Below are 26197 nucleotides of genomic sequence, written 5' to 3'. Positions count from 1 at the left end.
CAGTCCGGCAGCCTTTCTGGATTCCCCTTAAAAGTTCTAGGAAACGAATTTTCAGACAGTTGCTGAGGGGGAGATTGTCTCGGCAAAAAAAGGCGAACCGGGTTGACCCTGAGGGTCGCATCCTGTAAGAACACCTCGGCACCGGGGGGTAAACGGTGGGATCCTTTGAAGCGCTGTGTGCAGGGGGGGCGCAGCTTTCGAGTCTTATCTGCCCTTCGTTGAGCTGAGGTTTATGCCGACATGGAAATCATGATGAAGGACTCCGACGCCAGACTGAAGGAAGAAATGGACTGGAAAGAAAAGGTTTTTGATTCTCTCTCCCTTCCGGGCCTGATTCTCAGTCCCGACAGGAAAATTGTTTCCGCCAACAGGAAATTTGAAAAGGCGTTCGGTATCCAAAAAGCAGAGGTCATCGGCAAAAGATGCCATGATTTCTTCTACCATTCCACCAGGCCCTGTCCCACAGACCTCTGCCCTCTCGCCAAGGTGCTTACGGATCGAGAAGGCCATACCGTTCTCAGGCGTGTGGAGTGCCCGGACGGCAGGGAAAAATGGGAAGACCGCATTTTTTCACCGATTCTCGACGATGAGGGGAACGTGCGCTATGTCATCGAAAGCGTTCGAGACGTTACCAACATCAAGATCCTTGAAAGAGAACTGGAGGGAGTTCGAGAGTTCGCGGAGAAGGTGATCGAAAGCTCCCAGAGTGGGATCCTCGCCGCTGATCGGCGGGGCCGAATAGTCGTCATGAATCGAGCCGCCGAGGAGCTCACGGGCTTTACCCTGCAGCAGGCCCTCAGGGGGGAGATCAGCGTGCAAAATCTCTACCCGCCGGGACGGGCTTATGAAATCCTCAGGAAGCTGCGTGACCCCAAAATCGGCGGGGCGGGAAAGCTCCCCAGCATGCGTGCCTCCATGTTGAATGCCCAGGGCGAATCGATCCCCGTCCAGGTGACGGCAGCCATCATTTATGACGGTGATCGGGAAGTGGGCACCATGGGGGTCTTCGACGATCTTCGCGAACAGCTCGCCCATGAGGAACGGATGAACCGCATGATGGTTCGCATTTCTCAGTCGGAAAAGATGGCTTCCCTGGGGCAGCTGGCGGCGGGTGTGGCCCATGAAATCAACAATCCCCTGACAGGAATCCTGCTCTACGCGAATCTGGTCCTGGAGAGCCTCCCTGAGGACAGCCTCCTGCGGGATGACGTCCAATTCATCATCGATGACGCCAATCGTTGCGGCGTCATTGTCAAGAATCTTCTGGCCTACAGCCGCCAGACCAGTCAAAATCGGGAGGTCATCCATCTCAACACCCTGCTGGAGAACAGTTTGAGTCTCATCCGGGACCAGAAGCTCTTCATGAACATCCAGATCGTCAAGGAGCTCTCAGACGAAATGATGCTGGTCAATGCCGATAAAAATCAATTGGGGCAGGTAATCATCAATCTCGTTATGAACGCCTTGGACGCCATGGAGCGAAGAGGAACCCTGACTTTCAGAACCTGCCGAAACAAGGCCGAAAAGAAGGTCTACCTGGAGGTCTCCGACACGGGATGCGGCATTCCCAGGGAAAATATGTCGAGGGTGTTCGATCCCTTCTTCACGACCAAGAACCTGGGGAAGGGGACAGGACTGGGGTTGAGCATGGTTTACGGCATCATCAAAGACAACGATGGCAGCATTTCCATCAAGGAGACGAGCCCTGCCGGGACAACGTTCCTGGTGGAGCTTCCCCTGTACCAGGTCACGGATGATGAGGACATGTTCTATAACGTCGAAAATACGGTTTTAGTATAGAATGGATAAAGATCGGCACGAGCCCCTGCACACCCTTTGCCGGCGTGCACTGCGAATTGATCGACCTGAAGTATTCCCAAACCACTTTCTCGAACGTTGCTATCGTGATTGTTGTCTTCGCTCTGGGGTAAGGAGCCCGTATGCATATGAGTGAAATTGGAGTATCTGGAGTTGAGGCCAAGCCGAGCATTCTGATCGTGGATGATGAGGAGCGCATCCGCGAGGGGTGCCGTAAGGTCCTTTTGAACGACGGCTTTGAGGTCGCCACGGCCGATCGGGGGGCCAGAGGCCTGGAAATGATCGAGGAAAAGCACTATGATATCATCCTTCTCGATCTCATGATGCCCAACATGTCGGGATTCGATGTGCTGGGCCGGGTCAAGGCCCTCCATCCGGATTCGACCATTCTCGTCATCAGCGGCTATGCCACGGTGGAGCATGCCACGGAGGCCATGAAGCGAGGGGCCTTCGATTTCATCCCCAAGCCGTTTTCGCCCGACCAGCTGCGTCTGCTGGTGACGAAAGCCATCGAGTACACCCGGGCGCTTCAGGACATTGCCGGTGAAAAATCCCGCACGCGGGTGCTCATCAACCGGCTGACCGACGGAGTCCTGGCGACGGACCGGGACAAGCGCATCGTCCTCGCCAATCCCTCCTTTCAACGCATGGTGGGATTTCAGGAGCAGGAAGGCTGTGTCGGTCGAACGAGCCTGGAAGTCACACGCGACGATATGCTGGAAGGCCTCATCGACCAGGCTCTGGCCATGCCCGAGGAGGAATTTGTCGAGCTCGCCGAGGAGTGGAAATCCGGCGGCGAGGGCGGAAGCGGGGAGCGCATATTCAATGCCAGGTGCCTGCCTTTCCGGGACCGTTCGGGGCGGAATGTGGGTGCCATCATGGTCTTGCACGACATCACCGTGATCAAGAAAATGGACCAGGTGCGCTCGGATTTCGTTTCCATGGTGGCCCACGAAATCAGGAGCCCCCTCAACTCTATTTTGGCGCAAATACAGGTGGTGCGGGACGGTCTTGCGGGGGGCCTTACCGAAAAGCAGGAGGAGATCCTGGGACGGGCTTCGGAGCGCATTCGAGGCTTGGTCAGCCTGTCTTCCGAGCTCCTGGATCTCGCCCGGGTCGAATCGGGCCTGATCCTGCAGGAGCGCGAGCAAATCGACCTGGGGGAGATGCTCAAAGACCAGAGGGATTTTCACTCTCCCAGAGCGGAAGCCGCTCATATCACTCTCGATCTCCAGCTGCCGGGTCCCCTCATGCCGGTCCTGGCCAACCGTCGCAATATCGAGGAAGTCCTGTCCAACCTCATCGGCAACGCCATCAGCTATACGCCGGAAGGGGGGCAAATCGAGCTCTCCGCGGCTGTGGAGAACGATTACGTGCGGGTGAGTGTCAAAGATACGGGCTTCGGTATCGCTCCTGAGGATCTCGACCGGATTTTTGCGCCGTTCTACCGGGTCAAAAACGACAAGACCCGCATGATCGTGGGAACCGGCCTGGGCCTGCCCATCGTAAAAAGCATCGTGGAAGCCCACAATGGGTGGATCCGGGTGGAGAGCACCCCCGGCCGGGGGAGTACTTTTCACGTGCACCTGCCTTTGGGAAAATAGGGGAAGGACGATACCATGCGATACACACCGGCGGCAGAGATTACCGAACGGCTTTCCAATCTTCGGATCCTCATGGAAAAGGCTTCCCTCGACGGGGCCTTTTTCCATCACAAGGTAGACTATTTTTACCTGACAGGAACCATGCAGAACGGGATACTTTTCGTTCCCGCCGATGACGATCCCATATTTTTCGTCAAGAGGGCGTTCCCTCGAGCCCGAAAAGAATCCCCGCTGAAGCGCATCCTCCCCATCCGCTCCTCCAAGGAGATCGTATCGGAGCTGAAGCCCATGAAGCGGGTCGGGCTGCAACTGGACGTCATGTCCTACAACGATGTCATGCAGTTCAAAAAGTTTCTGGGCAGTGCGGAGACCGTCGATTCTTCGCCCCTCACGAGAGAATTGAGGAAGTACAAGTCGCCCTACGAAATTTCACTCATGAAGAAGGCGGGGGCGATCGGGAAAAAGGTGTATGCGCGCGTCCCCGAGCTCTTGAAGGAAGGCATGACGGAAATCGAACTGGGGGGGCTTCTCGAGGCGCATGCAAAGGCCCTGGGCCATGAAGGGATACTCAGAACCCGGTCCCTCATGTTCGAGGCCTATTCCTGGCATATCCTCAGCGGGATTTCGGGTACGGTCGTCAGCCAGGTGGATACTCCGGCGGGCGGGCTGGGGCTGTCGCCGGCCTTTCCCATGGGGGCAGGCATGAAAAAGATCAAGGCCCATGAGCCCATCATGATCGATTTTCCCATCTGCTATCAGGGTTACCTGGTGGATGAGACCAGGATGTTCGCCATCGGATCCATGCCCGAGCTGTTTCTGAAAGCCTACGATGCCTGCCGGGAGATTCAGTATCGCGTCCTCGACAAAGCCCTCACGGGCATGGGCAGCGACAAACTTTTTGAGTATTCACTGGATCTGGCCCGGCAGATGGGCTTCGGCGCCAACTACCTGGGCGTGAAGCAGCACCGGGTGAGGTTCCTCGCCCACGGCATCGGTCTCGAGCTTTCGGATATGCCCTTCATCGCGGCCGCCCACAAGTATCCCATTGAAAAAAACACCGTATTGGCCATCGAACCGAAGATGGTTTTTCCCGGCAAAGGGATCTGCGGCATAGAGAACACCGTCCTCATAAAGGACGGTGCATACCGGGTGCTCAGCAATACGGATGAGAGGGTTGTCGTCGTTTAGCCGCATGCAAGGAAACAGCGTGGTCAGTCGATCCAGCGGACGAACTTGTCCATCGTGTCACGCGGGGATGTGAAATGGTTGATGGGGCTGTCCCAGTCGGGATGCCCCAGGGCGACGGAAATCACCACCTCCTTGTTCTCCGGGATGTTGAGGGAATCTCTCACCTCGTCTTCGTAGGCCGCAATGAGGCCGATGGGGCAGGTCCAGATGCCGTGGGCATGGGCTGCGAGCAGGAGGTAGCCGAGGGTGATGCCCATATCCACGAGACGGGCCTTGGAAAAGGAATCATCCAGGCAGAGGATGATGGCGGCCGGCGCTCCATAAAAGTTGCAGCTCCCCTCGTTGATGAAGGTGTTGAAATCGACCCCCATCCGGTCCAGGATGGGCTTCATGGTCTGAAAAGATTCCACTCCCCGGGCGGTGAAGGCAGGGGCGAGGGGCTTCACATTTCCCGGGCTGCAGGAGATCTGCTTTTCCCGGTAAGCCTTGACGAGCTTCCTGCTCAGTCGGGCTTTCTCCTCCCCCAGGACCACCGTGAACTCCCAGGGCTGCAGGTTGATGGCCGACGGGGCACTGACGGCCAAATCGAGAATGGCTTCGATGGTCTCACGCTCGACGGGGTCGGGCTTGAACGCCCGTATGCTCTTGCGCTCCTTCATTGCTTGAAAAAGGTCCATGTGCTCACCATCACTTTCTTGGGCATGAGGCAATGAATGAAGATCGGTTTGGGGATATCCGTCTTGTGCTCGGTAACGTTCCACGGACGGGTGGCTCCCGAGGGAGCAAGCGCCCCTCAAGCCTGTCATGGCGATTACACCAATCCCCCAGTCAAGTCAAGAATCCTTCGAGCATCGAGGAAGACAAGATATCCAAGCCCTTTGAGGAGATTCGTACCGGAGTCTTTTAAAAATTCCGGGCGTCATCCCGCCCCTTGACAAAAACGGGATCGGCCCGTTACCCTGCGCTCCTCACACATGGAAGCAGCAAAGGAGAAGCAATATGGTTCGAGCAAAACTGTGGTTCCGCTGTGCGGCAATGCATGACCCCGTCACCCCCACGGTGGTGCGTCCGGCCCTCGTGGGGTGGGAAGCCAGGCACCGGAGGGTGGATCTCACCATCGAACGGGCCTTCAACGGCGAGGAGCTCGTGAAGCGCATGAAAGGCTGGGTCACGACGGACCCCCGAAAAGTGATCGACGTCGTCAACCAGTATGGACGCCTCAAGGTCCTCGACGACACGGAGCTCGTGGTCGAATTCGAAAAGCCCGAGGCGGCGGAGAATCTTCAGAAGGCCTTGGACGAAGCCTTCAAGGGGGAAGTGGATATCGAGGTGGTGAAGAGGTGAGTGCAGATCCACTCGAGGAAGTCAGCTCGGGCATTCGCGCAGCGAAGCTGCGCGAACGGGCGGACAACCCGCAAATAACCACGGCCAAAGATTTCGAATATAGCCAACGGATCTGCCTCGTGGTTGCTTGTCGGGTTCATTCGATAGTTGGGCTCGTTTTAGAGTCGATCCTCCCAGCAGTTTGGCTCTCTGTGCAGGTTTTCAACAGCAATAACAAGTATTTCCGCTTTTCGGATCTGGTAGATGATTCCATATGGAAAACGGCGCATCTGACACCTCCGTGTCCTCTTTGAGCAGGGATGCCATGCTTCTGGAAACCTCGCAATCCGATCCAGAGTATCCAAGACTTCAGTAAGAAAGTCATCGCCAAGTCCGGCGACCTCATAGTTGTAATACTGAATCGCCTCGTCGAGCTCGATCTCGGCAATTTCCAAAAAACGGATCCGCATTCCGTATCCTATCTATACTTGTTCAGTACCCTTTCCAAAGTCACTGCCTTTATTTTGCCCTTTTCATACGCGTCGATCCGGCTCTCGGCCTCTTTTGCCCACAATTCGTCGATGTCCTTATCCGGCTTATCCAGGCTTGAGAGCAGTTTATCGATTAATTCAGCTTTCTGAGCCGGTTTCAGAGTCAATGCTTCCTTCAATACCGCATTTGGATCGGTCATTGTTAACTCCTTTCTGTATGTGAATGGCGAAGTCCCAGGAAAGAAAACACCGCTCTGAGCTTAGTCGTCGGGGGAACGAGCGTCGACCAATGCGTCTCGCCAGCTGATGCCGTCGGCCTTTGATTTTTGCTGATCTACGAACTGTTCCCCCTGCTGCTCATGAGCGTCCCATAACTTCACATGAGCAACGCCGGATTATATCTTATGCCGAGCACCTCGTTGGCCTCACTAAGCTTCTTGTCATAGCTCCACAATGGGACACTTGTTAAGACAGCCGAAGCAGAGAGATGAACGTCAATATAGCCGAGTCCTTTACCCATCAGTTGGTTCGATTCAATGAACTGGAGGATCTCTTTGTGCGTCGCCAGGGTCACCAGGGGAAGGAGTTGCAGGAGCGAGAGGACTTCGCGTCTGTTCTTTATGTTACCACAGGCGAGTTCGCCAACAATATATGGGTGACACATCACTTGTCCATTATTCAGAAGTCGTTCAAGGTCAGAGTCGCCCTCCCGAAGGTGACGTACCCACACCGATGTGTCTGCAAGAACCATCTCTAATTCTCCGAAATCCTTCTGCGTGGAATGGCCTTCAACTGTTTCTCCGTCCCACCCAGTTTCGCCAGCCTTCTGGCACTTTCTCTGGCTATCAACGCCTCGAGACCAAGTTTCACCAAGGTGGTTTTTTCCTTGATCCCCGTTAATTCCGATGCCTTTTCAACCAATGCGTCTTCAATGTTCAGCGTGGTTCTCATCTTAATTCACCTTTCATTCTGAATGATATGCATCAATATGTATCAATGATATGTCTGTGTCAATGGATTTGTACCCTTTGCAGAACGCCCGTCATCACCGTCACGCAACCACTGCGCTGACGTCGCAATGGAGGGACATGTATTGCCTCCCGTCCGGCGAATAAATTTACAGCTCCTCACGATATTCGTCATTTCACGAGAAAATAGTTGTTGACATTCCGTGCGGCGTAAAGCTATGTTGTAGCCGTAATATAGCTTAATGTACCAGGCCGCTCGTTTTTGGGAGAAGACAAATTTTTCGGAGGGACGGCAACAGAGGTCTGTTGCCGGTCTTCGATGCGTATAGAGCGCATGTCTCATGGGGGGCAGGCGTATTTTGTCGTTACTTTCCGGGATGCGTTCAGCGGTTGGTAGCCAGGCCGGACAATTGAGGAGAAAACGTATGGGCAAGGTTGGAATTATCGGTGTAGGGCAGAGCACATTTGTTCGCACGTATCCCGGATCGATCCGGGAGCTGGTGTTCGAAGGCTTCAAGGAAGCCATGGAAAATACCGGGATCACCACCAAGGATATCGACGCAACGGTGGTTTGTTCCGCGCCGGAGTATGACAAGCAGCGGTCCCCCGCCGGCGTCATCGCAGAATACCTCGGCTTGAACCCGCAGCCCACATTCTATGCGGAGACTCTCTGCTCTTCCAGCAGCACGGGCGTCAAGCTCGCCTACTCGCTGGTCAAGTCGGGACTGCACGATGTGGTGATGGTCATCGGTTTCCAGATCATGTCTCAGTTGACGTCGGCGGAATCCCAGGAGCGTATGGGCCGCGGCGCCGACATTCAGTGGGAATCCCCCTTCGGAACCATGATGCCGGCGTATTATGCGCTCCATGCGCAGGCTCACATGGCCAAGTACGGGACGACCCCCGAAGATCTGGCCCTCATCCGGGTGAAGGCCGCCACCTACGGGCAGCTCAATGAAAAGGCCGTTTACCGGAAAGCGGTCGCCCTGGAACAGTTCACAGACCCCGCCAGCCCCATGGGATCGCCGGTATCCAGTCCGCTCCGCACGGGCGACTGCTGTGCCAACGCCGACGGCAGCTCCATCGTCATCGTCGCCAGCGAGGAAAAGGCACGTGCCCTGTGCAAAAAACCGGTGTGGATCAAGGGCATCGGTGCGGCTTCGGCTCCGGTGAATATGGCTGGCCGTGACCAGCTGAGCGGGCTCGCCGTGGCCAGGGAATCGGCTCGCCAGGCCTACGCCATGGCAGGCATCACCGCCGCCGACATCAATGTGGCCGAAGTGCATGACTGCTTCACCATCGCCGAAATGATGGCCTACGAAAACCTGGGCTTTGCCAAGCCCGGCGAGGGCAAGGAGCTCATTCGCGCCAAAGAGACCTACAAAGAAGGGCGCATCCCCGTCAACGTGGATGGTGGACTCCTTTCCAAGGGTCATCCCATCGGAGCGACGGGTGGATCTCAGATCCGGACCATCGTTCTGCAGCTCAGGGGCGAAGCAGGCGCCATTCAGGTGAAGGACCCGGCTTTCGGCCTGGTGCACAACATCGGCGGCGTCGGCCTCTACGGGAATGTCACCATTTTTGGCCTGGATTGATGCTCTCCGCGTCTGATCCCCTGTAGTATGGGGGAGGGCGATTCGTCCTTGCCTCCCATACGACCACCGACCGGTTTTTATGGAGAATTAGAGATGGCAAAACAAGAACTGGATACACGATTCGCAAAATTCGGAACGGTCAGCTTCGCCAGTGTCACGCAGGTCAACGATTTCATTGGACACCTGGAGGGCGGCAAATTGATGGGAACACGCTGCAAGGATTGCGGGAAGCATTTCTTCCCGCCCCGTGCGCACTGCTACCAGTCGCTTTCCGGCAACATGGAGTGGTTCGAGGTTACAGGGAAGGGCAAGCTCGTCAGCTATTCCACGCTGCAGTATGCTCCCACCGGCTTCACGGATGACCTCCCCTACACCATCGCACTGGTAGATTACGGCGACTACAAGGTCTTCGGACGCATCGACCGTTCCGTTCCCGTCGGGGAGCTTTCGGTGGGGATGGAGATGAAAGCCGTCGTCAGCAAGACTTCCAACGACAAGCTGACCTACGTGTTTCAGAAGGCATGATCTTATCAGATTCCTGAAATTTCAGGCCCGGGATGCATTCCCTCCGCAGGGGAATGCCGTGGATCCCTTTCGATGGTGGGGCGCAGTCGCTGCGCCCCACCGAGATGGCCTGCCGTCTATTTCACACAAGGAGGAGAACACATGATTCTTGAGTTGAACGAAGAACAAAGAATGGTTCAGGAGCAGGCACGCCGTTTCGCCGAAAATGAAATCATGCCCACCATGGAGCAGGACGAAAAAGAGCACCGTTTTCGTCCGGAACTGGTGCAGAAGATGGGTGAGCTGGGCTTTTTCGGCTGCGCCATCCCCGAAGAGTACGGCGGAAACGGCATGGGTTTTCTGGAATCCGCCATCATGGCAGAGCAGATCGCCAAGGTGTCTCCCTCCTGGCGCGTGCCCTTCAACATGCAGAACCTCGGACCCGCCTGTACCGTCAACAAGTTTGGGACCAAGGAGCAGAAGGAGAAATTCATCCCCGGTTGGGTATCCGGTGAGAAGCTTGGCTTCTTTGCCATCACCGAGCCCAACGTCGGCTCCGATGTCTCCGGCATGAGGACGACGGCCAAGGACAAAGGCGACCACTGGGAGATCAACGGTCAGAAGATGTGGATCAGCAACGCCCACGTCGGCGACTATGGGCTCGTTTATGCCTACACGGACAAGGAAAAGAAGTATAAGGGCATGACCTGCTTCATCGTGGACCTGAAGAATTCCCCGGGCGTCACGGCTCTGCCCATCGAAACGAAGCTGGGACTCCACTGCGCCCCCACCGGTGAAATCTCCTTCGACGCCGTCAAGGTCCCCAAGGAGAACGTCCTGGGCGAAGTGGGCCAGGGATTCAACATCTGCATGTTCCAGCTCAACAACACCCGTCTGGGCTGTGCTGCCGGAGCGCTGGGCGCGGGCGGCGGTTGTATCGATCTGGCCATTAAGTATGCCAACGAGCGTACTCAGTTCGGCCAGCCTATCTCCAAGTTCCAGTTGATCCAGGGGCAAATCGCCGAAATGGTCGCCGAGCATGACGCTGCTCAGCTCCTCGTCTACAAAGCCGCTTATTACAAAGACCAGGGCAAGCCCAACCAGCACGAAACCTCCATCGCCAAGTTCTTTGCCTGTGAAGCAGCCGTCCATGCAGCCAATGAATCCATGAAAATCTTCGGTTCTTACGGTTTCTCGACGGAATACCCCATCGAGCGCTACTATCGTGATGTCAAGTCTCTCCAGGTTGTGGAAGGGACCTCCAACATCCAGAAGACGATTATTGCCGGCATCTCCTGCGGCCATTCCCAGAATCGATAAAACACCGCCAAGGGGGCCCCGGTTTTTCCGGGAGCCCCAACCCGGCATGTCCGGGAGCACCGTACGATCGTACTCCCGGACATGAAAATCTCACGTCGGGCGTCACCTCCCGATTTTTTTTCGTTTTACGGGACGAGCGGTGTGAAGATCCGACTTGAAGATCATCGTTTTTCGCAGTAATACAGCATGAATCCTGAAAGTTATCACTCCCAACGACATACAGCTTGCTCCCTTTGAGCTGACCCGAAGAGGAAAAATATCTATGAAGCCTTATTTTGAAAAAATGCCCGAATTCGGTCGTCCGTTGACGGACCGACAGCTGTCCGATTCCGCCGAGAGCGTTGAACAGATCAAGCAGGTGGAGAAGCTGCTGGCCGAAGAGATTCAGCGCGTCAAAAATGCAGGCATTCCCGAGAAGAAAGTCAACGATCGCGGACAGATGACCGTCTGGCAGCGCCTGGAATACCTGGTGGACCCCGGCACCTGGTGCCCCCTCCATACCCTTTATGATCCCATGCAGAACGAAGAAGGCACCACCGGCGTGATCGACGGCCTGGGGAAAATCTCCGGCAAGTGGGCCGTCATCATCGGGTTCGACAACAAGGTGATGGCGGGTGCATGGATCGCCGGACAGTCGGAAAATATCCTCCGCGTGACGGACATGGCCAAGCGCCTGCACGTGCCCCTCGTCTGGCTGGTGAACTGCAGCGGCGTCAAGCTCCCCGAGCAGCATCTGGTCTATGCCAACCGCAGAGGAAGTGGAACGACCTTTTTCCGCCATGCCGAACTGCAGCAGATGGGCCTTCCCGTTCTGGCCGCCATCTATGGGACGAACCCCGCCGGAGGCGGCTATCAGGCCGTCAGCCCCACGATTCTCATTGCCCACAAGGATGCCAACATGGCAGTCGGTGGGGGCGGTATCGTCAGCGGCATGAGCCCCAAGGGCTCCTTCGATGAGGAAGGCTGCGAGGCCCTCATCGATGCGACGAGAAAGTTCAAAGAGCTGCCTCCGGGAAGCGTGCAAATCCACCACGATGCCACGGGTTTCTTCCGCTACGTGTACGAAACCGAGAAGGGCGCCCTGGATGGCATCAAGGATTACATGAAGGACATGCCGGCATATAACCCGAAATTTTTCCGCGTCGCCGAGCCCAAGCCCCCCCGTCTCGATCCGGCCGAAATCGAGCGGATTGTGCCCTTCAACCAGAAGAGAGTCTACTCTTTCGACGAAGTGGTGGCCAGATTGGTGGACGGCAGCGAGCACCTGGAGTTTCGCCCGGGGTATGGACCCGAGATTTATTGTGCTCTGACGAAAGTGGACGGCTTTCCCGTGGGTGTCATCGGCAACCGCCAGGGCTTCATGCCCAAAGGCTATCCCGAATACGCCGACTATCCCGGCATCGGCGGCAAGCTCTATCGACAGGGCCTCATCAAGATGAACGAGTTCGTAACCCTGTGCGGACGCGATCGGGTACCCATCGTCTGGTTCCAGGACACCAGCGGCATCGATGTGGGCGACATCGCGGAGAAGGCCGAACTGCTGGGGTTGGGCCAGTCTCTCATCTACTCCATCGAACAGACGGACGTTCCCATGATGCTCGTGGTCCTGAGAAAAGGCACCGCCGCGGCTCACTATGTCATGGGCGGCCCCACCGCCAACAACCACAACGCTTTCACCCTGGGGGTTCCCACGACGGAAATTTACGTCATGCACGGTGAGACCGCCGCGGCAGCTTCCTATGCGCGAAGGCTGGTGAAAGACAAGGATGCCGGCAAGCCCCTGGCTCCCACCATCGACAAGATGAACGAGCTCGTCCAGCTTTACACCGATACGTCCCGGCCCGCCTACTGCGCCAAGTCCGGCTTTGTGGATGAGGTCGTGAGCTTCGCCGACATCAGAAAATACATGCAGGCTTTTGTCGGCTGTGTGTACCAGAATCCCAAGTCCATCTGCGCCCAGCACCAGATGATTCTCCCCAGGATCATCCGCGGGTAAGTCTGCAATACCCTGCGCCCCGGCTCCACACATCGATCGCCGCCGATCATCGTGGTGCCGGGGCGCTCCTTACGGCAGGAATGAGGTGATCGATATGGATACACTCAGCCAGGGATTGGTAATCATGTTCGTTGGCATGGGCGGGACCCTTTTGAGCCTCGGATTCATTATCCTGGTGGTGAACATCGGGAAGCGCCTGCTGCCTTACACGGAGGAAGAGGCCGTGGAGGAGAATAAATAATGGAATCGATGATTCTGTCCGCGCTGAGCAGCCTGGTCATGGGACTCAGCGCCCTCACCATCGAGGGTGTGGTGATGATGGCTGTGGGATGCATGCTGCTCTGGCTCGGAATCCAAAAGGGCTATGAACCGCTGCTCCTGCTTCCCATCGGATTCGGGGCCGTGATGGTGAACATCCCCATGAGCGGGGTCATGGAGGAACATGGACTTCTTCGGTTCTTTTATGATTTTGGAGTCATTACGGAAGTCTTCCCTTGCCTGATTTTCATAGGGATCGGGGCGATGACCGATTTCACGCCTTTATTGGAAAATCCCAAGATCCTGCTCCTGGGGGCTGCCGGCCAGTTCGGTATTTTCATCACGTTGCTGGTCGCGTTGGGGCTGGGATTCAACCTGCTGGATGCGGCCACCATCGGGATCATCGGGGCCTGTGACGGTCCGACTTCCATCTATGTCGCTTCCAAGTACGCTCCACATCTCCTGGGTGCCGTCTCCGTCGCGGCCTATTCATATATGTCCCTCGTTCCCCTCCTTCAGCCTCCCATCATGAAGCTTCTCACAACGGAAAAGGAACGGAAGATCCGCATGCCGTACCCCAAAAAGTCCGTTTCCAAGAGCTTGAAAATCCTCTTTCCCATTGGCGTGACGATCCTGACCTGCCTCATCGCCCCCATGGGAACACCTCTCATGGGCATGCTGATGCTGGGGAATCTCATGAAGGAAAGCGGGGTCGTCAGCCGCCTCACAGGTGCTGCGGAAAATGAAATTCCCAACATCGTCACGCTCCTCCTGGGGCTTTCCATCGGTGCCACCATGGAAGGGGCGGCCTTCCTGAAAGCACAGACCCTCATTATCCTGGCGCTGGGACTGGGCGCCATCTGTCTCGACACCGTGACCGGGGTCCTTTTTGGGAAGATCATGTGTGTCCTGAGTGGCGGCAAGATCAATCCCCTCCTGGGAGCCGCCGGAATTTCCGCCTATCCCATGGCGGCACGTGTGGTGATGACGGAAGGCCGCCGTTACGACAGGAACAACTGGCTGTTGATGCACGCCATGGGCGCCAACACGGGAGGCCAGATCGGCTCCATCATGGCCGCCGCCATCATGCTCTCCGTACTCAAGGGAATGGGCCTGGGTTAGGGGCGGTTTTCGGCTCGCGAGTGTGGCGATGGGTAGAGGGCTTTCTCTGTGGCCCTCCTCCGCGTCTCATCTCGATGCAGTTCCGGAAAAAGGAGGATGACCATTGGACTGGAGCACACTGACAAGTTTTCATTTAGACTGGAATTTTTTCACTGCCCTCTTCAGTATCGTCATCATCGACCTGATCCTGGCAGGGGACAACGCAGTCGTCATCGCCATGGCCGTGCGGTCCCTTCCTGCAGACCAGAGGCGAAAGGGCATCTTGTTTGGCGCCGGTGCTGCGGTCATTCTGCGTGTCATTCTTACCTTTTTTGTCTCTCAGCTCCTGCAGATCAACTACATCAAACTGGTGGGCGGTTGCCTGATCCTGTGGATCGCCGTGAAACTTTTCATAGAGGGCGCTCCTGAGGAAAGCCTCGACAAAGAGGCGACGACCATCGGCCAGGCCGTCAAGCTCATCGTCATCGCAGACATCACCATGGCCCTCGACAACATGCTGGCCGTGGGAGGGGCCTCTCACGGAAACCTGTTCCTGCTCCTGTTCGGCCTTGGGTTGAGCATTCCCTTCGTCGTTTTCACGAGCAACCTGTTGTCCATGCTCATGGACAAGTATCCCATCATCGTTTACATTGGCGCTGCGATACTGGGCAGGGTGGGGGCCGAGATGATCTTCACCGATCCCGTTGTCACCCGTTGGCTGGCTCCGAGCAAAGCGTTCCAATATTCAATGGAAGCTCTTTTTGCCGTCGGCGTCATCGTGGTGGGCAAGCTCTGGATCAAGTGGATGGTCAGGACGCAGGAAGCCGCGGAAGGGCATGGTGAGCACGGAGGTCGTTCCGGGTGAGCTGCATAACGGGTGCATGCCTGTGGATGAATGCCTCGACGCATGCAGTGAAGGCTGAACCGGTGAACCAGGATGAGGAGCGGGTGAGGTAATTATGGCCATTCTATCAGTGTCGCGGGAATTTGGGAGCGGTGGAAGGGAGATCGGTCAGAAAGTCGCGGAATCCCTGGGATATGAGTATGTGGACAAGGAGTCCATCCTCAGCGAGATCAGGACCCTTGGGGACAAATGGGAGAAATGGGCAAAAGATCTCGATGAGCACTCTCCCAGTATCTGGGAGAAATACGACTGGTCATTCCGGGGCTTTGGCGCCATGATCCAGAAAACCATCCTGACCCATGCCGCCGGGGACAATGTCGTTATCATGGGCCGGGGGGGTGGGTTTCTCCTGAAAGGGATCCCGCACGCTCTCAGCATTCGAGTCGTCGCCCCACTGGATGCGAGGGTGGAAAGGATCATGAAGCGTGATTCCGTGGATCAGGGGATGGCCCGCTGGCTCGCGGAGAAGGTGGATCGCGAAAGAGTCGGCTTCATCCGCGCCCTCTACGGCAAAGAAGTGAATGATCCTTCCGAGTTTGACTTTACCTTCGATACGGGTAAAATGTCGGTCGAAGAAGTGGCGGCGGCAGTCATGGAGCTTCTGCGTGATCGGGATGGGCGAAAGACCGAAGCAGCTCAGAAGACACTTCTGATGCGGGCGGAGGCGGTGCGGATCAAGGCCGCCATTCTCACGAATCCCGCCTTTCTGCTTCCAACGTTCGATGTGGAATACGACGGCAAGCAGTTGGTGCTGCGAGGAGTGGTTCACAACCCGAAGGAGCACTCCCGGGTCGAAGACTTTGCTCGAAAGCTGGCCGGGGAATTGCCTGTCAAATGCGAGCTGCATTATCGCGGATAAGCATCCGGTGCGTACACTGCTGCTGGACGTGTTTGGAGCTCGAGCCCTGGAGGGATCGAGTGGGGCTCGGCAGTTCGTTGTGCCGTGATGGAGTAAGAAAAGGGATCAGGCGCCACCAGGCATCGAGGCGCCGAAGTTGAACTTGTTGAAGCATTTTAGCAAAGAGGAGGAGTAGTCAATGGCAACAAGTATTGAAGCACCAATGCCGGGTAAAGTCTGGGAGCTGACAGTCCAGGAGGGGCAAACCGTCAAGGAGGGCGATGTTGTGGTGGTGTTGGAAGCCATGAAGATGGAAAACGCCATCGAAAGCCCTGTTGCGGGTGTTGTTCAGAAGGTCAATTTCAAAAAGGGTGACGCCGTGGACGAGGGTGCTGTACTGCTCGTCATTGGTTGATCCCACGAGCAGTCCATGAGCTGACATTTCTTAGCATCTGACAGTCTTGCTGACTGAGTCACACCGGCCTCATGCCTTTGGCATGAGGCCGTTTTGTTTCATGGGCCTCCGTAAGTCTGTCCCCCATCCCTCGACGGGAGTCCGTCGTTTTCCGTCCCTCGTTCCCTCCAGTGGCGATTCCCACACGTGCTGGGATACTCCCCACGAATCATGGGTAAATTCATTATACTGAATTGAATTTAATTCATACCGATGAATTAAAAACCGCTTGTCATCTTCTGAAATTCCTGTCATAAGAATCTAGACATCTCAATATTTCTCTTGTTTTTATGGTGAAAATTTCATAATCCTATTATCGAGAGGATAGATCGAGTTCATTATAGTAAATTTATAACCACAAAAGAGGCGATTTTCTCCTCACCCGGACGGGACGAGTGTTCCTCCAGGAATCGGGCTGGATTTCACTCCAATGGATTGCCTGCGCCTGGAATGTCTTCAGATTCTCATCCCCACGGAAGCGGTGGATCAGCCCATGCATCTTTCCATCTCACGCTGTAACCGTTCCCGCTGATGCCGTCAGAAGCTGCCCGACTGCCCAGGATCCGCAGTCGCACACGTTGTCCATATGGTGTGTGACTACAAAGGTTTGTATTCTCCACGCGGATTCAAGGAGAAGCCGAACCGTCGGTGAATTGGTGAATAGAAGAGGTAAGGACCCTTATCATGCCCGTCAAAGAGGAGACCAGATCGATGGAATTCAAAGACATAAACATTAAACCCTGGGAAAATGGCTTTGCACTGCCGGAACAATTCAACATGGTAAGCCTGCTCTTGGAGCGGCATATTGAGAATGGACGGGGAAACCGGATAGCCATCTATTTTAAAGATGAAAGGATCACCTATCAGGATGTTTACCGCCTCACCAACCAGACGGGAAATGCCCTTTCCAAGCTGGGGGTTCAGAAGGGCGATCGTGTCCTGATGATGATGCACGACAGTCCCGATTTCATCGCCGTTTTCTTCGGGGCCATGAAAATTGGAGCGGTTCCCGTACCCCTGAACATCCTCACAACGCCGGCGGATCTGCAATACTTCATCATCGATTCGGAAGCCACGGTGCTGGTCGTGGAAGAAGATCTGCTCTCCAAGATCGCTGATTTGTCCGTCAGCCAGACAAAACTGAAGCGCATCGTGGTGCGAGGAAAATCTGTTGGGGATCACCCCTCCCTCGGACAAATCCAGTCGGAGGCGTCACCCGCCCTGGATGTCTATCCCACCACTCCCACCGACCATTCCTACTGGCTTTACACCTCGGGTACGACAGGGAAGCCCAAAGGGGTGATCCATTTGCACAAGGACCTGGTTTATGCTGTGGAAACCTATGGGCATCATGTTCTCGATTTTAAGCCGGACAATATCGTTCACGGAGTTCCAAGGCTGTTCTTTTCCTACGGCCTGAACATGGGGCTCTATCTTCCCTTTTATTATGCGGCGGCAGTCGTCCTGGATGAGCAGCGTCCGCTTCCTGAAAACACCCTCAACAATCTCCAGAAGTATCGGCCAACCATGTTTTTTTCGGTTCCGACCGCTTACGCCCAGATGCTGCAAGCCCTGGATGAGAAAAAGCTCCAACCCGATTTCAGCTTTCTCCGATATTGCACGTCGGCCGGTGAAGCGCTGCCGGGCCCCATCTACAAACGGTGGGTGGATCGCTTCAAGGTCGAAATTCTGGACGGGCTGGGGTCTTCAGAGGTCAGTTGGATTTACATCAGCAATCATCCGGGGAAGGTGAAGATCGGCTGTTCCGGCACGCTGCTGAAGGGCTACCAGGTGAAGATCCTCGACGACGATCTCGCCGAAGTCCCCATGGGCCAGACGGGTGATTTGTGGGTCACCAGCGAATCCCTTGCGGTCGGCTACTGGAACAAGCCGGAGCAGAATAAGGAGACCTTCAGAGACGGATGGATGAAGACCGGGGATGTCGTCTCCATTGACGAGGAAGGGTATTTCCACTACAGCGGCCGTTCCAACGACACGCTGAAAGTCAGCGGCATTTGGGTTTCACCCCTGGAGGTGGAAGCCACCCTGCTGGATCACCCGGCGGTCGCCCAGTGTGCCGTGGTGGCCAAGCGGGATGAGGAGGACCTCATCAAACCCAAGGCATTCATTGTCCTCAACAAGGGCTTCACCCCTGGAGATGACCTTGGAAAGGAGCTTCAAAAGTTTGTGAAAGATCGCCTTGCCCCTTACAAGTATCCCCGATGGGTGGAGTTCACGGCAGAGCTGCCCATGACCGCCACCGGAAAAATACAGAGATTTAAGCTGCGTGAATAGCGGACAAAGGTGAAAGTCACTGCGTACTTCCGTTTGGCGACCGTTGCGGTATGGTAGGGACACTGTGCCGCAGCGGGGAGTTTTGAAGGGAATTGCAGCGGGGATTCCGGTCTCAATGTCGTTGACTTAAGCTCCGATCGTCATTCCGGCAAAATCGGGAATCCAGGCAAATCCAGACTTTGGAGCCCTGTTTTCACTGGGGTGACGTCAAGTCAAGAACATTGAGTCCCGGTCTGAGAACCTTCCATCTCTTGACTGAGGTTGAGGCTTTGTCCATCTCAGTCGGAACCTTCCACGACGGCCAGTACATCGGGTAACAGGAGAAGGGATACTATGTTGAATACAAGGGTCCTGGGAGTTGTCGCGTCAGTTTTGATTGCATTGATCATAGGGCTGGTCGCCCCTTTTGCAGGGCTGCCTCAGCAGGGGCACTGGATCCTGGCGACCGTCATCGTCACCCTGGGCTTCTGGATCTTTCGACCCGGCGGTCTGCCGTTCATGGCGGGCGGTTCGCTGCTCCTGGCCGGGTGCCTCATCTTCGGCCTCAAGTACAATGTCGTTGCCGCGGGCTTCATCAGCCCGGCGGTGTGGGTGCTCATTCCCGCCCTCTATTTCGGCTTTGTCCTGCAAAAGACGGGGCTCGGGAAGCGCATCGCCTACCTGGTATTGAAGAGCTTCGAGCCCAGCTGGCTCTCCATGGCCGTGAGCTGGTTCATCATCGGCATCGCCCTCTCGGCTCTGACTCCGTCCATCACCGTCCGTATCGCCATCGTCATGCCCATCGCCGTCAGCGTCGTCGAGGCGTGCAAACAGGCCCCCCATTCCAAAGGGTCTGCCTTCATCACCATCATTGCCTGGGCCATGTGTCTTTTCCCCGGCACCGGCTGGCTGACGGGTTCTCTGACGGGCCCCATCATGCTGGGGTTCCTGCCGGCCGAATTGAAGGGCATGGCCACCTTTGACTCCTGGTTCCAGATCCTGGCATTGCCCTGGCTCCTGATCACGGTGATCTTCATCGTCTTGATTTATCTTACCATGCGGCCGAAGGAAGCCATCGGCATTCCCCGCGACACCTTCAGGGCACAATATGCCGCCCTGGGGCCCGTTACCCGTGACGAAAAAGTGGCGATTGCCATCCTCATCGGCTCTCTCATCATGTTCACGACGGAAAAGATGCACGGGATCCCGACAGCTGCTGTTGCGTTGATGGCGCTGGCATTGCTCATTATCTTCAAGATCATTGCCGTTCCGGAAGTCAGCACGGGTGTCAACTGGGACGTCATCATGTTCTTCGGGGTTGCCATCAGCCTTTCGCCCATCTTCGTCAATGCAAAGGTGTCCGACTGGATCGTACCTATCCTGCAGCCGAATCTGATGTCCCTGGCGGAAAATCCATTGGCATTCCTGCTCGTGACCACCTTCGGCATCATGGCGATCCGCTTCATCGATGTCCCCTGGGGCTTTTCGACCATCGCTCTCACGGTTCCCATCCTCATACCGGTCTTCAACCAGTTCGGCATTCATCCCCTGGTCGCCTCCATGGCCTACATCGTGGGCATCAACTTCTTCCTGCTGAGCTACCAGCAGCCCTTCACCCTGATGGCCGAAGGCATGATGCAGGGCAAAGGGTGGGCGCCGCACCATGTGACGCTGGCGGGTGTGTCCTATATCATTTCGGTGGTCGTGGCATTGCTCATCAGCATGCCCTACTGGCGCATGATCGGTGTGATACGCTGAATTATGGCCTGAGAGGTTTCTTGATTGCGGTATATCCGTTTGTCAGTATGGAACAAAATTCTCCGGTCGGTCAGTGGACAAAAGCATCCGTTGCCGGTGAAAACCGGAATTCAACTCGCTTCGAGACCCAGGATTCCAGCTTTTGTCCGGTGGTTTTCGATGGAACAAAGCTCAGCGAGTTTGATATGATTTTTGGACTCTTTCTCTGCGGTAGTTCCCTCCGTGGCATGTTCGGATGCATCGCTTCAGTCCAGCAGGCTCCAGAGAGGAGAGCTTTTTTGTAGATTCATTTTTATGGCGCCAGTGCTATTGGGTGAAGTGTCTGGCAAATTCATTTGATTCAGCATAAGCCGGTAAAGGATTTAAAAACTCTAAATTCAGCGTTCAAATTGGAGGTGTAATATGGAAGGGACACAAAAGTTTCTGACGGGATGTGCGCTTTGCTACCATAGCTGCGGCATGGAAGTGACGGTGGAAAACGGAAAGGCCGTGAAGGTGGAGGGGCAAAAGTCTCATCCCCTCAACAAGGGATACCTTTGCCCCAAGGGGCATGCAGCCATCGAGCATCTTTATCACCCCGACAGACTCAAATACCCCCTCAAAAAAGTCGACGGGAATTGGGTGCGCGTAACCTGGGACGAAGCCCTGGATGAGATTGCGGCGAAGTTGATGGACCTCAAGGAAAAGTACGGTCCTTCGGTGATCGCGTTCTTCTGTGGGTCCATCGGGGTTGAAAACCTGGAGATGATCTCCCTCACTCACCGGTTCAAAGCAGCCCTGGGCTCTCCACACTTTTTCTCCGTGGAAAGCATCTGCTATCGCATGAGGATCCGGTCCAGGCAGATCACCTTCGGGAAATACCCGGTGGAGGAGATGGACTCGAATCTTTACGTCCTCTGGGGCCATAACCCGGCATCTTCAGATTTCCCCCTGGCCCTGGCCATGGAAGAAAACATCAAGAAGGGCGCCCGGGTCATCGTCATCGACCCCAGGAGGATCTCCATTGCAGACCGGGCCGAAATGTATCTCCCCATCCGGCCGGGTACCGATGGTGCCCTCGCCCTGGCTCTCATCCATGTCATCATCAATGAAAAACTCTATGATACCGACTTTGTTGAAAAATGGACGATCGGTTTCGACGAGCTCGTACCCCACGTTCAACAGTACACGCCCGAATGGGCCGAGGCCATCACCTCCATTCCAGCGAGGGACATCCGAATCCTTGCACGCCGCTTTGCATCGACAAAGGGCGCCAGCATCTTTCATGGCACGTGCACGCAGGATCAATGCGCCAACGGCAGCCAGAATGGCCGCGCCTTTTCCATTCTCCAGACCCTGACGGGGAACATCAATGTCCCCGGCGGTTGGGTGCTGAGCCCACGGCTCAGGCTGGCGGACGTCAGCCTTCCATTCCCCGGAAAGCCGCTGGGAGCGGATGAGTATCCTCTCTTCTACGAGCTCTGGGGACGGACCAGCCCGTATGCCGTCATGAACATGGTGCCGGAAAGCGTTCCCGACAAGCTGAAGGCCTTCATCGTGGCCGGCGGCAATCCCCTGGTCACCATGCCGGATTCCAATGCCTTGAGGGATGCCTTCCGCAAGCTCGAACTGGTCGTCGTTTTCGATCAGTTCATGACCGAAACGGCGGAATTCGCGCATTATGTTCTGCCTGCGGCCAACCAGTTCGAATTTGCCGGGCTGGCCTATAACTACAACGTGTGTCACTGCATGCCCTACCTCATGTACCGTCAGCCGATCCTGGGGCGCTATCATGAATGCAAGTCCATCCGGGAGGTCTACACGGAGCTGTCTCAACGTTGCGGCTTCGGAGAAAAATTCCCCTGGAAAACCGGGGAAGAGCTGGTCGCTCACGAACTCGGACCCAGCGGCATCACGCTGCAGCAGCTGAAAGACCGGCCCGATGGCCGCGTTTACCAGGAGAAGCAGTACGGCTGCACTGAAAAGTCCTTCGCCACGCCTTCGGGAAAAATCGAATTGTACAGCGAAGCCTTTGAGAAAGTGGGGTTCGATCCTCTCCCCACCTACCTGGAACCTGAAAAAAGTCCCCAAGGATCGCGCTGGGTCGAGCTTGGCGGCAAGTATCCCCTCGTCCTTTCCACGGGACCCCGGGATCTCTATTACAATGGATCCATGCTGCACAACGTCGAAACCATCAAGCGCAAATCGCCTCATCCCAAGGCTGAGATCGGACCTAAGACCGCCCAGAAATTTGGCGTGGCACACATGGATGACGTCATCGTCGAGAATGACATCGGGTGGGTCAAGATGAAGGCCTACGTGGACGAACGGGTGATGGAAGGGGTCGTGCTGGTGCCCCATGGGTGGAGCGGAGACGCCAATTGCAACAACCTGACGGACTGTACCCTCAGGGAGCCCATCATGGGCTATCCTCACTGGAAAGGAATCCTGTGCAATATCAGGAAAGCTCCTGCCGAGGCAGCGTCATGATGCCGGCTCCATGAATCCGGGCCTCCCTTGACCGGGTGCTCCATGACTTGGTTGCATGCCCCACCGCCGGCTCGGGTCGCCGGGGGTGGGGCTGAGCCCTTTCCCCGTCCGGCAGGGAGGGACGGCCCACGTTTTTCGATCTGCCTTTCCGGACCATGTGCCGGGGATTTTCAGCTTGACAAATTTCCCGGCAATGTAATGATAATATTACATATCTGTTCTGGCCAGGTGCGGGCATCGGTAAATTGCTGCGAAGAGAGGGCAGTTTTGGACTCCACCGGTCGGGGGGAAACGGTAGATTTATCAGCAACGGGGCGTTCATTCATGCCGTTCGATTGGTCGGAGTTCTTTGACAGTCACAGCAAGAGCATCATCGAGGAATGGGCCCATCGCCTGCACACGGAAGTGCATCCCCTGTATGCCGAGCGGCCCATCGAGGAGCTCTACTGGACGGTGGGGCAGGCGATGGACGCCAACTGCCAGGCCATCATCCAGGGCGACTACACCCTCATCAACCGCTTCATCAATAAGATCTCCCAACTTCGACTGGCCGGCGGGTTTTCCATCAACCTGGTGGTGATGGCCTTCGAGCTGTTTCGCACCGTAACGCTCCCGAAACTCTACGAAGAAACGAGCCGGGATGAGCTTTATCGATGCCTCATTCAGATCAACGAATGCCTCACCTATACTTATCACTGCTTCATCGACTTTTTTGAAGAGCTTCACCAGCAGGAGCTGGTGAATTACACGCGCCGCCTGGAAGCGGATGTGGAGGCCAGGACTGCTGAGCTCCTGGAATCTCAGCTCAAGTTCAAGAACCTCATTGAAGAGATCAATGACGGCTACGTGATCCTGCAGAATGAAGTGATCGTTTTTGCCAATCCTGCCTTCTGCGACATGCACGAATGTGCGGTCGAGGAGGTCCTGGGGAATCGCTTCGATGCCTTCGTGTACCCGAGTGACCGGAGGCGCCTGGGGCGGTTGTGCTCCGGGGGGATGCCGGCTGGAAATGGACTCGCTCCCGTGGAATACATGCGCCTTACGCACAGCGGCAAGTCCAAGCCTACTGAGCTCAGTGTGAAATCAACATGTTATGGTGCAACCCAATCCACCATTTGCATCTGCCGGGACATCACCGAGCGTGTGACCATGGCGGCGAAGGTCAGAGAGGCCGAGCGGATGGCGTACATCGGCCGCATCACCACATCCCTTTCACACGAAATCCGCAATCCGCTGTCCGCCATGAAGATGAACCTGCAGATCCTGCAAAGGAACCTCAATCTCCAGGGAAACGATCGTCGCCGCCTCGACATCTCCCTGAGAGAAATGCAGCGACTGGAAGGCATCCTGGAGCAATTGCTCGATTTTGCCAAGCCTTTGCGTCTCCATCGGGCTCCCTGTGACTTGAACCGTTTCCTTCCGTCGTGTGTGGAGCTCCTTGAGAGCCGGTTCGACGAGCGTCACCTCTCCATCCACCTGCAGCTCGACCCCGCCATGCCCCAAATTTCCGCGGACCCCAATAAGTTGCGGCGTGCCATCCTGAACCTGCTCATCAATGCGGTGGAGGCCTCGGGACCGAGGGACCACATTCATGTCATCAGCAGGTCGGTCACCGGGGAATCTCCTCGCCGGGTGGAATTTGCCGTGGCCAACCCGGCCGCCATTCCCGACGAGGTGCTCCCCGATATATTCAAGCCTTTTTTTACCACCAAGCTGGAGGGAACCGGGCTGGGGCTCACGAACGTCAAACGTGTTGTGCAGGCCCATGGGGGGACAGTGACTGTCGAAACCGACCCCAAGGCCGGGACGGTCTTCCGGGTGCGCTTGCCCATTGGAGATGTGGATGGCCAAGATTCTGGTTGTTGATGACGAACATTCCATCTGTGAATCCCTGGAGATGTTTCTCTCGGAAAAGGGTCATACCGTTCACGCTGCGGGAAGTGCCTCGGAAGCCCTCAGCAGCTGCAGCCGACTGAAACCGGATGTCGTGATCCTCGACATCCGGCTGCCGGACAGGAGCGGGATGGAAGTCCTGGAGATCCTCAACACCACCCCGACTCCCCCCAAAATCATCATGATCACGGCGTTTCACGACATGGAAACCACCATCCAGGCGATGAAGACCGGGGCCTACGATTATATCCATAAGCCCCTCGATGCCGATGAAATCGAAAGTGCGGTGGACCGTGCATTGAATGTGTTGAAGGAAGATCGTGAGGCCGTAATCCAGGATGTCCCCGAAGAGTCCTGCCACAGCGATGAGATCATCGGCAAGTGCAGCTGGATGCGGGAAATCTTCAAGACAATAGGCATCCTGTGCCGAAGCCGCACGACGGCCCTGATCCAGGGGGAGACGGGCACCGGCAAGGAGTTGATTGCCCGCGTTATTCATCGGAACAGCCCTTTCAGCGCCGAGCCGATGGTCACCCTGGACTGTTCGTCCATTGTCGAAACCTTGATCGAAAGTGAGCTTTTCGGGCATGAAAAGGGGGCCTTTACCGGTGCCGTGGCGTCCAAGCCGGGCAGAATCGAAATGGCGGGGGAGGGGACCCTCTTCCTGGATGAAATCGGTGAGCTTCCCCTGAACATGCAAAGCAAGTTTCTCGGGTTTCTGGAGCGTCGCGAATACACGGCGGTGGGCGGGAGAAGGGTGCTGCATTCACGCTGCCGGATCATTGCGGCCACCAACCGGGATCTGGCGGATATGGTGCGCCGGGGCGAATTCCGCAAGGACCTCTATTACAGGCTCAAGGTCATCACCATTCAGATACCTTCCCTGCGGGAGCGCGCTTCGGACATCCCCCCTCTGGCCGAGCATTTCCTCAAGAAGGCCAATCGCGAGTTGGGGACGGCGGTATGCCGCTTCCAGGACGGGGTGATGGAACGGCTGCAGCAGCACCCCTGGACGGGTAATGTGCGAGAGCTGGAAAATCTCGTCACGGCGGCCGTGATCCGGTCGAGGGGAAAGGTCGTCCTGCTGGATGAAGTGGAGACGCTGCTCTTCGGGTCCCAGTCCATGAGCGGAGAGGAGTCGTCGTCCCTGTCCCTCTCCCACGCCGAGCGGGAACAGATCAGCAAGGTGCTCTCCCTGGTGCGCTGGAACAAGAGCCGTGCGGCCCAGCTGCTGGGCATCACCCTGCCGACCCTCCGGAGCAAAATCAAGGAATACGGCATCACTCCCAGCAGCGTGACCCTCCCATGAGCCCATGGTGGTGATGTGGTAGAAAGAAAATTTCCGGTAGGAAAAAAATCTTGCATGCTGCGTTCCCCCTGTTTCCCCATTCAAATTTTCTCCTAAAAAATATCACATAAAATCAGCTTCTTAGCCGGACCG

Annotated in this window: 23 protein-coding genes; 18 read left to right on the top strand and 5 right to left on the bottom strand. The window is 56.1% G+C overall.

Annotation, left to right across the window (positions count from 1 at the left end; genetic code table 11):
- The first annotated feature begins 240 nt into the window (after positions 1-240).
- From MWC30_RS09165 to MWC30_RS09155, 3 genes are all read left to right on the top strand, one after another.
- Positions 241-1800: a PAS domain S-box protein gene (locus MWC30_RS09165; RefSeq protein ID WP_244083871.1), complete on the top strand. Its 1560-nt coding sequence runs from the start codon at positions 241-243 to the stop codon at positions 1798-1800.
- A 146-nt stretch (positions 1801-1946) separates the two neighbouring features.
- Positions 1947-3422: an ATP-binding protein gene (locus tag MWC30_RS09160; protein WP_244083870.1), complete on the top strand. Its 1476-nt coding sequence runs from the start codon at positions 1947-1949 to the stop codon at positions 3420-3422.
- Between the two features lie 15 nt (positions 3423-3437).
- Positions 3438-4610, top strand: coding sequence for a Xaa-Pro peptidase family protein (locus MWC30_RS09155; RefSeq protein WP_244083869.1), 1173 nt, complete (start codon positions 3438-3440; stop codon positions 4608-4610).
- A 23-nt stretch (positions 4611-4633) separates the two neighbouring features.
- Here the strand turns inward: MWC30_RS09155 and MWC30_RS09150 are convergent, their stop codons facing one another.
- Positions 4634-5287: a nitroreductase gene (locus MWC30_RS09150; RefSeq protein WP_244083868.1), complete on the bottom strand. Its 654-nt coding sequence runs from the start codon at positions 5285-5287 to the stop codon at positions 4634-4636.
- Positions 5288-5609: 322 nt separating this feature from the next.
- On the opposite strand from MWC30_RS09150, the gene MWC30_RS09145 reads away from it, so the two are divergent.
- Complete coding sequence (locus MWC30_RS09145; protein ID WP_244083867.1) at positions 5610-5954, top strand: hypothetical protein; 345 nt, start codon at positions 5610-5612, stop codon at positions 5952-5954.
- A gap of 158 nt (positions 5955-6112) precedes the next feature.
- Here MWC30_RS09145 and MWC30_RS09140 read toward each other — a convergent pair whose 3' ends face one another.
- The 4 genes from MWC30_RS09140 to MWC30_RS09125 form a co-directional block, all read right to left on the bottom strand.
- Complete coding sequence (locus MWC30_RS09140; protein WP_244083866.1) at positions 6113-6388, bottom strand: type II toxin-antitoxin system RelE/ParE family toxin; 276 nt, start codon at positions 6386-6388, stop codon at positions 6113-6115.
- A 23-nt stretch (positions 6389-6411) separates the two neighbouring features.
- Positions 6412-6624 (bottom strand): addiction module protein, encoded by a 213-nt coding sequence (locus MWC30_RS09135; RefSeq protein ID WP_244083865.1) that lies wholly within the window; start codon positions 6622-6624, stop codon positions 6412-6414.
- Between the two features lie 176 nt (positions 6625-6800).
- Positions 6801-7175: a type II toxin-antitoxin system VapC family toxin gene (locus MWC30_RS09130; protein ID WP_244083864.1), complete on the bottom strand. Its 375-nt coding sequence runs from the start codon at positions 7173-7175 to the stop codon at positions 6801-6803.
- Between the two features lie 2 nt (positions 7176-7177).
- Positions 7178-7375: a type II toxin-antitoxin system VapB family antitoxin gene (locus MWC30_RS09125; RefSeq protein WP_244083863.1), complete on the bottom strand. Its 198-nt coding sequence runs from the start codon at positions 7373-7375 to the stop codon at positions 7178-7180.
- 442 nt (positions 7376-7817) lie between these two features.
- Here MWC30_RS09125 and MWC30_RS09120 point away from each other — a divergent pair, with 442 nt between their 5' ends.
- From MWC30_RS09120 to MWC30_RS09055, 14 genes are all read left to right on the top strand, one after another.
- The gene (locus tag MWC30_RS09120) at positions 7818-8987 is read left to right on the top strand and encodes a hypothetical protein (RefSeq protein ID WP_244083862.1); all 1170 of its coding nucleotides are present in this window, start codon (positions 7818-7820) and stop codon (positions 8985-8987) included.
- Positions 8988-9080: 93 nt separating this feature from the next.
- On the top strand, positions 9081-9512 hold the full coding sequence (locus MWC30_RS09115) for a Zn-ribbon domain-containing OB-fold protein (RefSeq protein WP_244083861.1): 432 nt from the start codon (positions 9081-9083) through the stop codon (positions 9510-9512).
- A gap of 141 nt (positions 9513-9653) precedes the next feature.
- Positions 9654-10811: an acyl-CoA dehydrogenase family protein gene (locus tag MWC30_RS09110; RefSeq protein ID WP_244083860.1), complete on the top strand. Its 1158-nt coding sequence runs from the start codon at positions 9654-9656 to the stop codon at positions 10809-10811.
- 262 nt (positions 10812-11073) lie between these two features.
- Entirely contained in the window at positions 11074-12807 is a 1734-nt protein-coding gene (locus tag MWC30_RS09105) for an acyl-CoA carboxylase subunit beta (protein ID WP_244083859.1), read from the top strand.
- 94 nt (positions 12808-12901) lie between these two features.
- A complete protein-coding gene (locus MWC30_RS09100; protein ID WP_244083858.1) occupies positions 12902-13048 on the top strand; it encodes an OadG-related small transporter subunit in 147 nt (48 codons plus the stop codon).
- On the top strand, positions 13048-14187 hold the full coding sequence (locus tag MWC30_RS09095) for a sodium ion-translocating decarboxylase subunit beta (RefSeq protein WP_244083857.1): 1140 nt from the start codon (positions 13048-13050) through the stop codon (positions 14185-14187). The genes MWC30_RS09100 and MWC30_RS09095 overlap by 1 nt, the downstream gene beginning before the upstream one ends.
- 103 nt (positions 14188-14290) lie before the next feature.
- A complete protein-coding gene (locus MWC30_RS09090) occupies positions 14291-15031 on the top strand; it encodes a TerC family protein (RefSeq protein WP_244083856.1) in 741 nt (246 codons plus the stop codon).
- 94 nt (positions 15032-15125) lie between these two features.
- Positions 15126-15929: an AAA family ATPase gene (locus MWC30_RS09085; RefSeq protein ID WP_244083855.1), complete on the top strand. Its 804-nt coding sequence runs from the start codon at positions 15126-15128 to the stop codon at positions 15927-15929.
- A gap of 178 nt (positions 15930-16107) precedes the next feature.
- Complete coding sequence (locus MWC30_RS09080; protein ID WP_244083854.1) at positions 16108-16323, top strand: biotin/lipoyl-containing protein; 216 nt, start codon at positions 16108-16110, stop codon at positions 16321-16323.
- A gap of 750 nt (positions 16324-17073) precedes the next feature.
- Positions 17074-18657, top strand: coding sequence for a benzoate-CoA ligase family protein (locus tag MWC30_RS09075; protein ID WP_244083853.1), 1584 nt, complete (start codon positions 17074-17076; stop codon positions 18655-18657).
- A 333-nt stretch (positions 18658-18990) separates the two neighbouring features.
- A complete protein-coding gene (locus tag MWC30_RS09070; protein WP_244083852.1) occupies positions 18991-20394 on the top strand; it encodes an SLC13 family permease in 1404 nt (467 codons plus the stop codon).
- A 402-nt stretch (positions 20395-20796) separates the two neighbouring features.
- Positions 20797-22863 carry a molybdopterin-dependent oxidoreductase gene (locus MWC30_RS09065; protein WP_244083851.1) on the top strand — a complete coding sequence of 689 codons (2067 nt, stop codon included), beginning with the start codon at positions 20797-20799 and terminating at the stop codon, positions 22861-22863.
- Positions 22864-23187: 324 nt separating this feature from the next.
- On the top strand, positions 23188-24729 hold the full coding sequence (locus tag MWC30_RS09060; protein WP_244083850.1) for a nitrogen regulation protein NR(II): 1542 nt from the start codon (positions 23188-23190) through the stop codon (positions 24727-24729).
- Positions 24707-26065 carry a sigma-54 dependent transcriptional regulator gene (locus MWC30_RS09055; protein WP_244083849.1) on the top strand — a complete coding sequence of 453 codons (1359 nt, stop codon included), beginning with the start codon at positions 24707-24709 and terminating at the stop codon, positions 26063-26065. The genes MWC30_RS09060 and MWC30_RS09055 overlap by 23 nt, the downstream gene beginning before the upstream one ends.
- Positions 26066-26197: the final 132 nt, after the last annotated feature.

Source organism: Desulforhabdus sp. TSK (assembly GCF_022836495.1).
In the GTDB taxonomy this organism is placed as follows: Bacteria; Desulfobacterota; Syntrophobacteria; order Syntrophobacterales; family Syntrophobacteraceae; genus Desulforhabdus.
Note: the sequence above shows the minus strand (reverse complement) of the source record. Positions and strands in the feature narration are given on the sequence as shown.